We start from the raw sequence: 13674 nt of genomic DNA on the forward strand, positions 1-13674 counted from the left end.
GCCTGAACTGGTGATACCCATGGGCGCAGGGGAGGATGAATTTGGACATTTCCGAACAGCGCATCAAGGCGATGACCACGGCTGGCCTGAACCTGATCGGTCAGGCGCTGTCAATTTATGACAGCCAATTGCGTCTCGTGGTCAGCAACCTGCGGTTTCAGGAAATGTTCGACCTGCCAAACGAACTTGTCGAGCCGGGGGCTCTGTTTCGCGACACCATATATTTTCTCGCTAGCCGCGGGGAATACGGTTCGGTCGGCGATGTTGACGAGATGGTCGAGCTACGCGTTTCACAGGCCCTCGCGTTCGAGCCGCATTATATGGAGCGCACCCGGCCCAATGGTCAGGTGATCTCGGTCGAAGGTGCACCTTTGCCCAATGGGGGTTGGGTGGCCGTCTATACCGACATAACTCGTACGAAGCGGGTAGAAGATTTGCTGCGTGCCCGTTCAGAAGAACTGTCTGGCCAACTTCTGAGCCATGCCGAAGAGCTTTCCGCAACAAACCGCAAACTGGCCGCAACCATCACCGCGCTGGAAGAAGCCAAGCGTCAACTGACCGAGATCGAGGCCCGTACGCGGATGACGACCGAGATGATGCCGGCTCATATCGCGCATCTGGATGCCGATGGACGATACGATTACTCAAACCGCCGCCTCAGTTCGGTCATGCCCGGCCGTCCGTCTGACATTCTGGGCCTTCATATATCAAAGGCTTTGGGGTCATCTGCCTATGACCGGGTAAAGCCACATCTGGAACAGGCCTATGGAGGCCAACCTTCGGTTTTCGAGTTTACCGAAGATCAGGATTCACGCCGCATTCGGGTATCATTCACCCCGGACAAAGCGGGTGGTGTTTATGTCATGTCGGTGGATATCACCGAAGAAACTCAAGCCCGTGTAGCCCTTCAGCAAACGCGGCGCAGAGCCATGGCGGCGCAGATGACAAGCGGGCTTGCCCATGACTTTTCTAATTTGCTGACCATCATTCTGGGCATGCAGGCGCGATTAGAGAGGATGAATCTGCCCGAGGAAGCCGATCAGCTAGTCACGGCTACGCAACAAACTGCCCGACGCGGGGGGCAATTGCTGAATCGCATCGCAGACATGACCGGCAATCGCACGCCTCAACCTCAGGCGACGGATATGCGCGGTTTACTTGAGGATTTGCGGATCCTCGCCACCCCGTCCTTGCCGCGGGGCATGGGGTTGTCGGTGGTCAATACTCTACCCGACAAGGCGCTGATGCTCGATCCCGGCATGGTTCAGGATGCACTGCTGAACCTGGTTCTGAATGCGCGGGATGCTTGCGGCACATCGGGCCAGATCACGATCACTGCGCATGCAATCGGGACAATATGGGTTGAGATCACGGTGTCGGACACTGGCCCGGGGTTTACCGGGGAAGCATTAAAGAAGGCGTTAAACCCATTCTTTTCCACCAAAGGCAGCGATGGCTCGGGGTTGGGACTTCCAATGGTCTACGACACGGTAAAGCTGGCGGGCGGTGACCTTAATTTGCGCAACACGCCTTCTGGTGCTTCGGTCGTGATACGTTTGCCCTACCGTCCTGCCCCGTCCGCGCAAGCGGGTCTCGTATTGTTGGTTGAAGACAGCGATGAACTGCGCAGTCAGTTCCGGGACATGCTGGTCGATTTGGGGTGTTCGGTGATCGAGGCAAGCTCGGTCGATGAAGCTTTGACATTGACGTCGGAAATCGGTGATATCGCGCTGGTTCTATCAGATATTAAGCTGGAGGGCGAAGGCACTGGGATCGACATTGTCGACCGCCTGAATGGTGCGTTGCCCTGTATACTGATGACGTCGCTGCCGCTAAATGACCCGCTGCATCATCAGGCATTGACCCGTGCACCTGTCCTAAGCAAACCATTCACATCGTCGCAATTGTCGGCGTTGATCCGAACCGAGGCCGCCTGAATGACACAACCTTTGGTGACCATTCTCGATGACGAACCTGAAATCCGCCGTATCCTAACGGAAGCGCTGGAAGATGCCGGGTTTCAAACTCAGAGCTTTTCACGTGCCCGTGAATTTGAAGCTTCGCTGAAAAGGGTCACTCCGGATCTGTGTTTGGTGGATTTATCATTGCCGGATACCGACGGTCTTGCACTTGTGCACAAACTGGCGCTTGAGCAAGGTGCTGCCGTCATCATCATTTCAGGCCGCGCTCAGGTACAGGACCGGGTAACGGGATTGGAGCTTGGCGCAGATGATTACATCACCAAACCATTTGATCCAGCCGAAGTAATTGCTCGGGTCCGCGCCCGGCTACGCTCTACTGGACCAGCAACGCCGAATTCAGACATAGCCGAATTCAATGGTTGGACCGCACAGTTTGATCGATATGTCTTGATCAATGCCGATGGCGTCGAGACACCTTTCAGCCACGCCGAAGGTGAGGTTCTGCGATTGTTTCTTGAAAGTCCCAAACGCCTGATCAGCCGCGCGCGCATGCAGGACATGTTGGGTGGCGGGGCAGGTGACAGCTTTGACCGCGCTATGGATGTTCGGATTTCCCGCTTGCGAACGAAGCTGGGCGAAGATCCCAAAAACCCGCGCCTTATTAAAACGATATATGGTGCGGGATATATCTTTCTTGGTGACGTGACCTGGTCTTAGTCGTCGGTCCCCCCCGACGCCTAAGATGTCTATCGGCTGGCGCTTGGCTATCTGCTGCCCATCTGTCGTTCTCTTCAATCGCGCAGCGCCTCGTCTTTTATCTTCAGAACAGGTTGGATCAGATAATCAAGAACTGACTTTTGGCCTGACAGAATATCGACTTGAGCGATCATTCCTGGGATGATTTCAACCGCTGTACCACCCGCATCCAACATCGTGTCTGAAGTCTGAATTTCGACGACGAAAACCTCTTCTTCACTTCGTTCCGAGCGAGTGATGGTGTCGGCACCGATTCGAACGATCTCACCATCCAGACTGCCGTACCGCGAAAAATCGTAGGCCGTGATCTTGATTTTGACCTTTTGCTCTGGGTGCAGGAAGGCGATGTCCTTGGGCCGGACATAGGCTTCCACCAACAATCTGTCGTCCAACGGAACAATCTCAATCAGTTCCTCACCGCTTCGGGCCATCCCGCCGATCGTCGTCCGGTGAACCCGGTTTACGACACCCCGTACGGGGGCCCGGATCAGCGCGCGAGACGCACGGTCACGCAAAGAGGGCAGGGCAGGTTGCAAGGCAGCAAGCTCTGCCGAAACCAAAGCCAGATCAGTTAGTGCGGCACTACGAAACCGACTGCGCGTCGCGCGGACCTTGTCATCCACTTCATCCAGCCCGGCCTTCAACCGGTTGATCATCGCCTCTGCTCTGACCTTGCGGCCTTTCCATTCCGCCTCGCTACGGCGCAGGGCCAAAAGGGTTGTTGCCGGTTCCATCTTCTGTTCGACCAACGGCACCATCATAGCGCGCTCATCGGCCAACACATTCAGGGTCTCGGTTGACGTGACCTGGTCAACCAATCCCTCTTCGTACTCGCGTTGCCGCTGTTCGCGCTGTCGAGAGAGAATTGCAATCTCAGCTTCAAGTTCTGCTTGCCGACCGTGGTACAGCGCAGTCTCCGACCGCACGACATCTGGCGCGCCAGTCAGAAGATCGTCGTCGAACTCAAGCTCAGCCCCATCGATTTCGGCACGTAGTCGTTGTGCGCGGGCCATCAAACCAAAGGCACGCTGTTGCTCTTGGCTCAACTCTCGTTCGATCTGAGTAGTATTCAGCTCCATCAGCAATGTACCAGCCTCAACCACCAGACCCTCGCGCACGTGAACGGACCGCAAAACACCGGGTTCGGTCGCTTCGATCACCTGAATATCGCCGGATGGCACGATACGCCCATCTGCCCTCACGACATCGTCGAGTTCAGTTAAATGAGCCCAGGCGACGGCGCTTATCAAACAACTGAGTATCAGGAGCAGCAGCAATGATCCCCGCAGCGGTGACCCTCCACGCATTTCACGGGCGAGGCTTTCCAGATCAGGATGCCGCGACATTCAGATGCCTCCCGGGTTTGCGAACTGCCTGCGTCAGGATGTTTTTGGGTCCATCCATCGCAATTTTGCCATCCTCAATCACTATGACCCGATCAACCAGTTCCAGCAGGCTGGTTCGGTGCGTCACAATGATCATCGTGGTATCTGGCGTGGTCTTTTTAAGGCGGCGTATAATTTCGGATTCGGATTTGACGTCCATCGCACTCGTAGGCTCATCCAGCAGCAGGACAGGAGGATGCCCGATAAGCGCCCGGGCCAATGCAATCGCCTGCCTTTGACCACCTGACAATCCTTCTCCTCGTTCGGCTACAGGCTGATCATAGCCCCGTGGGTGCTGCGCGATAAAATCTTCGACACCTGCAATGCGCCCTGCACGGATCAGTTCATCATCACGCGGGCGCACCGACCCGCTGGCAATGTTTTCCCGGACGGTACCGGAAAACAGCCAGATGTCTTGCAAGACTGAACCAATATTTCGCCGCAAGTCGCCGGGATCAATCTGGCGAATGTCCAGCCCGTCCAACATCACCGAGCCCACGCGCGGTTGGTAGAGGCCCAACAGCAGTCGCGCAATCGTACTCTTGCCCGACCCGATCTGGCCCAGGACAGCGACTTTTTCACCGGGTTCGATTGTAAATGAAACACCTTTCATCGCGTCTTCCGATTGATCGGGATATGCGAAATGAACATTGTTAAACGTTATCCGCCCGGAAAACTCGGATCTGCTGATCCAAGATTTGCCTTCAGGCCGCTCATTGCTTGCCTGCATTAACGTGTCCAGATTGCGGTAGGCACTGCGTGCCTGATTGACACGTGTCAGGGTTTGCGCCAATTGTCCCAGCGGTGCCAGGGCACGGCCGGTCAGCATCACCGACGCAACAAGTGCCCCCATGCTCGTCAGGCCATCCGTGATCAGAAATACACCATAAAAGACGATAAGTACTTGCGCGGCCTGCTGAGTAAATCCAGTTAGGTTCAGGGCAAATTGAGTAACGGCCCTGCTGCGTGATCCGTAGTTTGACTGGCGTGCAATTGCACCTTCCCACCGCATTCGCATCTGCCGACTGGCGGCGGTTGTCTTGATGGTTTCCAAGCCTGATACAGCCTCAACCAGAACAGATTGCTTGGATTGTCCGTCTGCAAAACTTTGTTCAGCAAGACGCGACAGGATCGGTTGAACAGCCAGTCCGCTGAGAAGAACGACTGGTACAGCGAGTGCCGGAACAAGCGCCAGCGGGCCGCCCACCATATAGATCGCGAATATGAATACCGCGATGAATGGCAAGTCTACGACAGCGACGAGTGTGGCAGAAGTAAAGAATTCACGCAAAGTTTCGAATTCGCGGATGGTACTGGCCATTGCACCCGTTGAGCCCGTTCGGGACGACATGCGAATATTCAGCACCTGGTCAAATACTCGCCGTCCCATGGACATGTCAGCATTCTGGCCGGCGCGATCTATGAACCCCGCGCGAAGGAGCTTCAGCGCGAAGTCAAAAAGAAGCGCCAACCCCACGCCAAGCGTCAAAGCAATCAGCGACTCGGTCGCCTCGTTGGGCAAGACCCGGTCGTAGACGATCATGATAAAGACTGAGGTCGTAAGCCCCAGAACGTTTGCCATCGCCGCAGCCAGCGCCACCTGAACATAAGACCAGCGGTTTGCGGAAAGGGACGACCAGAACCAATGACCCCGCTGATCCGCTTGATCTGCGTTAACCTCGTCGCGGTGCAAGGGTCGAAACAACAATGCATAGCCCGTGTAGACTTCGTCCACGCCGCTTTCGGGAACCTCTCCGATACCGTCATCCAAAGTGGGGTCGTAAAGCAATAGATCGCCATTGCGCGTGCGCCCGTGGTACACAACGGCGCGATCGCCTTCCAACAACAAGATCGCGGGTGCCAGCGGTGCATCAAATGCCGACAGCTTTCGCGCACCAAACCCGACCTGCAGGCCTGCTCGTTGTGCCGCGTACATCGCATCGCGCACGGTCAACTCACCTGTATCACCAGATTGGCAGGCGTTCAGTGCTGCAACTGTCAATGGCCGCTCAAGTGTCGCTGCGACATTCAACAAGCAAGCTTCCAATTCGGTCAGAGTTGCACGATCAACATTCATAGCGACTTATCCAGCGTGTCCATCGTGAACCCCGGAGAACCCAGAATGGTCTCGGGTAGGCTCGATGAGGCGTGATTGGCCAAAGCGAAGTTCTGCTCTGCCAGAATCAGCCGTTCCTGTAGCTGCATGTAGTTGCGTTTCGTACCCGACACTCGGGATTTCGCGGTCAATACACCCATTCTAGATTCATGACCGTTTGATACCCGCAAGTAAGACGGCACTTCACTACTAATGGAGTTCGTCTGAACGGGCCGTGCTATCAACCCCAATAAAGCCTGAGCCAAAAATGCACCGCCAGCGGCATTCTGGTAAGCTTGGATTGTCCTTGTTTTGGACCCACTTCGTGCCACAATCGAACTGCTCTGAACAGCCTTTCGCACTTGTTGGTCAAAAGCGTTCTTTGACAGTTTTTTAGATCGTGCTGTTGCGCTTGCTCCGGTCGTTCCTCGCGTTAAAGATGTCTCGACATCGGCTAGGTTGGGCGTTGAGGTGCAGGCTGAAACTGACAGCAACTCCGCTGTTATGCCAAGGATTCCAAGCCCGAACTTAACCCATTGCATGGATCGCGCCCTCCTTGCATTGCCCGTGCCGAACCTCTTCAGCAAGTGCAGTCATGAATCCGCCAAAGGTGTCGTTTTGTTCTGAACTCCTCGTGCCTGATTGGCTCTGCGCACTGGACAGCCACGTGCAATGCGACAGGGATACTTGATGAGCGTGAATCAGCCGTAGCGCGCCGCTGGAAAGCAGGGCCAATTTGTTAGACTCGGGCAATCGTTCCAGCAGAATTGGATCAACGCCCCAGTAACCCTCGGTCAAAGTGATGCCATTCTGTTCGTCCAGTGGTACAAGCAGACCCATTTCAGCGATCAAAGAGCAGACTTGGTCCGTTTTGTTTGCCGAGGCCAGGCGATTTTGCAGAAAGCGGCGCACACGGCAGAGATCCTGCGTCAAAAGTCCGTCCACTGTAAAAATTGGTTGGTCCTTAGGGTCATGTGTTACCAACCCTGAATCCTCGTCGACAAACAGACGTGACCGAGAGTCGCCCTTTTTTAAAGCTTCTGCCTGGAATGGAAAGCAACGCAACGCTGAGGGCACATAAGGCGCAAGCCAGCGACCGTTTTGGTCGACGAAGGGCGGTGCCATTTCCGGGATGACTGAGAATAGTGCGACGGGAGAAAAACCTGTTTGGTTTGACAGGAACACAATCGGAAAAGATGTGGCAATTTGCGGAACTTCTGAGATGACGATGGGACAGGCGTCCATCTCTGCAACAAATTGGTATGATGTGAACCGGCGCCAGAATCGATTCCTGTGCCGTACAAGGCTGACTGGGAAAAGGCCGTTCTCTGCCATGTGATCCTCTTGTTCTGAAGAGGCGAGGCTACATTTGTGCATCGCCCCAAGCTACGAGCGCCGTTTAGGCTGAAGCGCCAGTTGGGTCAGTGATCAGGATGTTGTCGTCGGACAAACTGCTCAGATCGGAAAGGCCATCGAACTGTGCAAGCGCTTCGACCGACGCCGAATCTGGGCCAGAGTAGTCAACCTTGACCAGAATGCTGTCAGTGCCGTCCGTTGCCAGCAGATACATCTCATCACCTGATTGAGCACCATTCAGGTTTTCGGCTGCGCTAGTGATTGTATCCAGATCAAGGTCCGAAAGCGTGGTCTCCAGCCCGACGAACCCGGTGTTGGCACCAATTGTGCCGCCGGCCACCAAGGTCTCCACACCGGTCCCGTCGCCGCGAAGCGATGTGGTATTCAACCCCTGGAACATCAAGGCGTCAGAAACGCTGGCTGCTGGGCCCAGTGTGAAACCATTGATCGTATCAATGCCATTTGAAGATGGGTCAGCTTCGAAAACGATGACGTCTCGACCCGCCCCGGACACATCTATGGTGTCGTCGCCCTGGTTGCCGCGGATGACATCATCAACATCCGAGCCCGTAATGGTATCATTCCCACTGGTGCCGAGATGGAGCTGTGATGGCCCTCCGTCTGGAGTGGTCAACGTCAAAACGATGGGTTGGCTCGCGTCCTGAACTGTCATGGCAAATGTCACCACAGGCTCCGATAAGTCCCCATAGCTCGTGGCCGCGCCCGCGAAACTGATTGCGGAACCTCCATTCGGGTTAGCCAGAAAGAGATTGAAGTCAGGGTTTTCTGTCTCGGAGCCGCTATCGTAGGTCGCCACCGAAGGATCGAACCCCAGCTCGGCGGTAAAGGCCAGACCGCTTGAGATATCGCGATCGGAATCTGCGTAGACCTCGAACGTCACTGTCGTTCCACTGCGACCGGCTTCAACGATGGTGTAGGCCGCCGGAACATGAGCAATCGCGTGTTCGGACACCGGATCAGGATCGGGGCCGCCTGCGACTGTCGCCTGTGCCGCGAAATCGAGGGCGTCTCCCGCTTCAATCGAGGCAAAGCTTGCGGCAGGCGCGGACAGGGTCCAGCTCCCATCGGCCGCAACCGTCGCCGAACCAAGCGAGACCGAGTTAAGTGTAACATCGACCGCTTGTCCGGCTGACAGGCCTGCGGAACTGCCTGATACGGTCATTCCAGTGTTTTGTGCATCGCTCAGCGACACGGCACTATTGGCACCAAGATCATCGATGTAGAGGATAGGTTTGAAATCCGTGGCCAACATGATTGTCGCATCGTTTGCCGGGTTTCCTGCGGTGTCTTGAACCGATGCCGTGACCGCAAAATTGCCTCCATCGGCCAAACTGGCCAAATCCGCCGAAGGAATGCTTGTGCTCCACAAGCCACCGGAAACCACCGCACTGTAGGTCTGGTTATTAAGGCTAATCGTTACAATCTGCCCGTCCTCGGCATTTGTTGTCCCCGACACATTGAGGTCTGTTCCCTGTTCAACGATATCCAGAACCGATCCAACCGAAAGCGGGTTCAATGCAATTGTTGGTGCGCTGAGGTCGGTGCTGAAACTGGTAGTCGCAGCATTCGTGTTGCCAGCCGCATCCGTGATTGAGGCGTTCACGTCATACGTTTGCCCGTCCTGCAGGCTGCTCAAATCGGCAGCAGCCGCTGTGAATGTCCAGATGCCACCATTTACAGTGGCGGTTCCGCCGGTCAGAATCGCACCTCCGGATTGGATGATCTGTACCGAAACTTGCGTACCATTGGCCGCATCAGAAGTTCCCGAGATCACCAGATCCGTTGCTTGTTCGGTCAGGTTGACTACCGCTCCACCTGACAGTGATGATATGGCGAGCGACGGGGCGGTGAAGTCCGTGTCAAAGCTGTTGGTCGCCTGTATCGCCAGATTGCCGGCGGCATCCGAGACATCCGCTGTCACGCTGATCGTGGCCCCATCGGGTAGCGCCGCCAAATCCGCCGAGGGGACACTCACCGACCAACCCCCGGTTGAGGCCTGTCCAGTGTAGGATTGGCCGTTCAGATTTACGGTGATTGTCTGACCATCTTCGGCGGATGTAGTGCCCGCAATGGTCAAATTCGTACTACGTTCCGCAGCATTCAAAACCGCTCCGTCCGAAAAACTGTCGATACTCAGAGTTGGGGCGGTGACATCTTTGGATAAGTTGACGCTGGCTTGCGGGGCGACAAGGCCGTCGGCGTCCGTCACGTCGCCTGTGATATTGAAGTCTCCGCCATCGGCAAGCGCAATGAGATCGGCGCTGGGGATTGTCACACTCCAACTGCCGCCCGAGACCGAGTCGGTATAAGTCTGCCCATCAAGGGTTACTGTTACCTGCTGCCCGTCGGTTACGTTCCCTGTTGTCCCGCTTACGACCAGGTCAGATCCGGTTTCGACCGCATTCAGGATAGCCCCGACCGACAAGGGAGTGATTGCAATTGATGGGCCCGTAAGATCGACCGGAACGGATACTGATATCGGTGTTGCCGGATTGCCTGCAGTGTCGCTGACGGCAACTGAAACGGATGCGGGCACAGCGGTAGTCAAACCAGACAAATCGGCATTCGGGATCGTCACTGACCAACTGCCGCCCGATACAGAACCCGTGTAATCCTGACCGTCGAAAGATACATTGACCATCTGGCCGTTTTCAGCTGTGGTCGTGCCCGACAAGACAAGATCCCCAACGACATCGGCCAGATCTATTGAACCGCCACCCACTGGGTTTAATGTCAGATCAGGCGCGGTCAGATCAGTGTCAAAACTTCCATTGGCCTGAGCTGCTGGGTTCCCAGCGCGATCCGATACATCAGCCGTCACCGTGACGCTTGACCCGTCTGGCAGCGTGGTAAGATCTGAAGCGGGCACCGAAACGCTCCAGCCGCCGCCCGAAACGGTGCCACTATAGGATTGCCCACCAATCGCTACCGTTACGGTCTGCCCATTCTCGGCATCCGTTGTGCCAGAGATTTCGAGATTTGTACCTTGTTCTGCAGCATTCATTACCGCACCCGCCGAGAATGTATCGATGGTCAGGACCGGCGGAATGGTATCAACGTCGAACCTTGCGGTTTCAGCCGATAGCTCCATCCCGCTACCATCCAGATGGCGCACGGAAACATCCGAGATCCCCTGAGGCAGGGCCGCTGCCTCGGCCTGCGTCAGTGAAACGCTCCAGCTTCCGTCGCCTGCAGGAGTGACTGATTTTGTCACCGATCCGATGGTAACTTCGACAGTCGTTGTTCCATCCGGCGCTGTTGTTTGGCTGCTGAGATTGCTCAATGCGTTTGATTGCAGCTCAGCCAGGTTCAGGCTGGGCGGTCGAGGAGGTGAGGGGGTAACGGTGGGTTCGGCATCAGTTTCATCGTCGCTGTCTCCACCGCCGCCGCCTCCGCCACCGGCAGCTGCAGCACCGGCTATTCCCAGCCCGCCCAAGGCCAGCCCGGCACCGCTTACGCCACCTGCGGTCGCTGCGGTCGCACCTGCGGCCTCTGCGGCTAGACCTAATTGTGCAATTTCGCCGACGACTTCATCTGCGACCATTATGGTGCCGTTTTCCAGAATCTGTACGTTCTCGGCAGAGACAACAATCGTCCGCCCATCTGTCAGTTTCAGCTGCACGTCGCCATTCGAAAGCAGCTTTGCCACCCGAACGCCCGGAATTGACTCAGCAAACTGATGAGACGCAAGCTGTTCATCGGTGGCCTGCGCAAGAGCTGGTAATGCGAATAGTGTCGAGCCAAGGCCGCCAGCAACCCCGCGTCCTATCCATCGCTGAAGTTTTTTGTCGAACCATTTGCGGATATGGCGCGTACGTTGCGCATCGGGCCCGGCGTCCGTGGTCGATTTATTGGTCGAAACGGTATCTTTGGTCATTTTGCCCTCTCATTAGATGGACGCTGGTCGTTGCGTGATATGCTGTTTTCGGCCGATCTGGTCTGTGGTTTGATCTTCTGAGCCATTCGACCGCTGCGAAAAATTTGAGTTAATCTGGAACTGAAGTCCTTGTTTTCACCACATTTCTGTTCTGGTTCAGAACCGAACATCGCTTCATCCTGAATGTGTTGCCAGGGGTGGCAGGGGGTAACGGGCGATGATGCTTCAGTTCGAAAGAGTGGTGGCAACGGGGACCGCAGCGCTCGATTCAGGTATCGGCGATACGGCTTTAAAAACGTTTAACGGGGAAACGTATCTTTACAGCACGAGCGGATCCGGGGAGGGCTCGTGTCTTGGCGCCTTGTGGAGGGGGCTGGCCCACAAGAACAGGACCAACAATATTTCGATGCCTCGATTGCCTATCAGGTCGGGCACAGCGGAACCCCGATTCATCTGGCGGGCAATGATCAACTGGTCCTCGACGTCGATACTGCCACAGGGCTTGTGGGTTATGAACTAAACGCGGATGGCACTATCGGTGCCTTGCAAGAAACCAATGCCTTGTCGGGCGGCGGGGATATTGCTGCAGCGGTCCAGGTAACGATTGGGGCTGGCGACTTGCTTGCGCTTGCGCATGAGGACACAGGCCAGATCGGCACCTATAGTATCAATGGTGATGGATCGCTGAGCCCGGCGCATAGCATCAACGCGTCTGCCAGTACGCTTCAGACCCTGCAATCGGGGTCGAATCATTTCATTGTTGGCGCAGATGCAACCAGTGGAACAATCTCGTCATATTCGATCGATCAAGGCAGTGGCGTGCTCTCTGAGGTTGCCGGTAATGACGATATCCAAACGCTGGGCATCAGTTCTCCTACGGCGGTTGAGACAATTCAAGCCTATGGAAAGTCATGGATTGTTGTGGCCGGATCGCAGAGCAATTCGCTAAGCGTTATGGAATTGGACGCCAGCGGGCAGTTAAAGCCGACGGATCATATTCTGGATACCCTGCATACCCGGTTTGGGGCCGTACAGGATCTTTCAATTCTTGAAGTTAATGGTCGGGTTTTCGTGGTGGCTGGGGGCGGGGATGATGGGATCACGCTGTTTACAATGACGCCGGACGGGCAGCTCATCCATATGGATAGTTTTGCTGATACCCTGGACAGTGGATTGCAAAATGTCCAAACGATCAGCGTTGCGCATATGGGGGATGAGCTGCAGATTTTTGTATCATCTCAACAGGATGCAGGGCTCACTCAGCTGAGCGTACCGATTGCCGACCTTGGAATTGTTGCCGAAGGGTTCGGAACAGTAACCGGAACCGCGCAGGACGACATGCTAAAAGGCGGTGTACTGGACACTATTCTGGACGGCGGAGCAGGGGACGATATGCTGATTACGGGCACCAGTTCCACGACCATGACGGGTGGTGCTGGCGCGGACATCTTTGTGATCCGTCAAACAAGTGGCCCGACTGTGATCACGGACTTTCAGGCCGGCACCGACCGTTTGGATCTGACGGATTATCCTTTTCTGCGCACCCCAGCGCAGTTGGATTTCACTTCCACCGCTCGAGGCGCCCAAATCGCTTATCGCGACGAAACGATAGAACTTGTTTCAGCTAATGGCACGTCCCTGACAAATGAGCAGGTATTCGGCGCAGGGTTTGGTGGTCCCGATCATATTCCTGTCAATCTGGGTAGCGGGCCGGATAACAACTCATCAGACGGGGTAGCTGGTGGGTTCACGCTGAATTCGACGACTCCAAACGCAGCGTTGGGAAATGCTGAAATCCGGTTCACCCCAGACGGAGGGTCTGCAGTTGTTGCGCAGGCAAATGCACAAGGTGAATTTGATCTGGATCTACCAGACGGCGCGTTTTCCGGCCAATTGGACATCATCAAATCGTATTTAACGGCAAGCAGCGAGATAACAGCGCTGGATGCATTGCAGGTTTTGCGCATGTCGGTTGGACTTGATCCGACATGGGGTCCGGCAACGGCCGAAAATTACATTGCGGCCGATATCACCCGGGACGGATCGGTAAACGCGTTGGATGCACTGGCAATTCTTCAGGTTGCGGTCGGCCAGCCTTCTGCGCACAACGCTGAGTGGGTTTTTCTGGATGCAAATGCGGATCTATCCGGAATTTCACGCAGCAACGTCACCTACGAAACCGGAGCAGAGGTCACAATTGTTGATAGTGATCTGTCGGTCGACATGACCTCAATACTGCTTGGCAATATCGAGGCAGTTTGA

At 55.6% G+C, this 13674-nt stretch carries 8 protein-coding genes; 3 read left to right on the forward strand and 5 right to left on the reverse strand.

Annotated elements, in window-relative coordinates; all coding sequences use genetic code 11:
• Positions 1-35: 35 nt before the first annotated feature.
• On the forward strand, positions 36-1937 hold the full coding sequence (locus AC1DFB_RS19050; RefSeq protein ID WP_480887540.1) for a PAS-domain containing protein: 1902 nt from the start codon (positions 36-38) through the stop codon (positions 1935-1937).
• On the forward strand, positions 1938-2639 hold the full coding sequence (locus tag AC1DFB_RS19055; RefSeq protein WP_170394537.1) for a response regulator transcription factor: 702 nt from the start codon (positions 1938-1940) through the stop codon (positions 2637-2639).
• A gap of 74 nt (positions 2640-2713) precedes the next feature.
• Here the strand turns inward: AC1DFB_RS19055 and AC1DFB_RS19060 are convergent, their stop codons facing one another.
• The 5 genes from AC1DFB_RS19060 to AC1DFB_RS19080 all read right to left on the reverse strand — a co-directional run bounded on the left by AC1DFB_RS19060 (position 2714) and on the right by AC1DFB_RS19080 (position 11412).
• Positions 2714-4024 (reverse strand): HlyD family type I secretion periplasmic adaptor subunit, encoded by a 1311-nt coding sequence (locus AC1DFB_RS19060; RefSeq protein ID WP_170407840.1) that lies wholly within the window; start codon positions 4022-4024, stop codon positions 2714-2716.
• Positions 4008-6140: a type I secretion system permease/ATPase gene (locus AC1DFB_RS19065; RefSeq protein ID WP_480922772.1), complete on the reverse strand. Its 2133-nt coding sequence runs from the start codon at positions 6138-6140 to the stop codon at positions 4008-4010. Before AC1DFB_RS19065 ends, AC1DFB_RS19060 begins: the two co-directional genes overlap by 17 nt.
• Positions 6137-6319, reverse strand: a complete 183-nt coding sequence (locus AC1DFB_RS19070; RefSeq protein WP_480922773.1) for a hypothetical protein — start codon at positions 6317-6319, stop codon at positions 6137-6139. Before AC1DFB_RS19070 ends, AC1DFB_RS19065 begins: the two co-directional genes overlap by 4 nt.
• 367 nt (positions 6320-6686) lie before the next feature.
• Entirely contained in the window at positions 6687-7493 is an 807-nt protein-coding gene (locus AC1DFB_RS19075; RefSeq protein ID WP_480922774.1) for a SapC family protein, read from the reverse strand.
• 64 nt (positions 7494-7557) lie between these two features.
• Positions 7558-11412, reverse strand: a complete 3855-nt coding sequence (locus tag AC1DFB_RS19080; RefSeq protein WP_480922775.1) for an Ig-like domain-containing protein — start codon at positions 11410-11412, stop codon at positions 7558-7560.
• Between the two features lie 348 nt (positions 11413-11760).
• Between AC1DFB_RS19080 and AC1DFB_RS19085 the strand changes: the two genes are divergently transcribed.
• Positions 11761-13674 carry a dockerin type I domain-containing protein gene (locus AC1DFB_RS19085; RefSeq protein WP_480922776.1) on the forward strand — a complete coding sequence of 638 codons (1914 nt, stop codon included), beginning with the start codon at positions 11761-11763 and terminating at the stop codon, positions 13672-13674.

Source organism: Ruegeria sp. S84, from assembly GCF_056583445.1.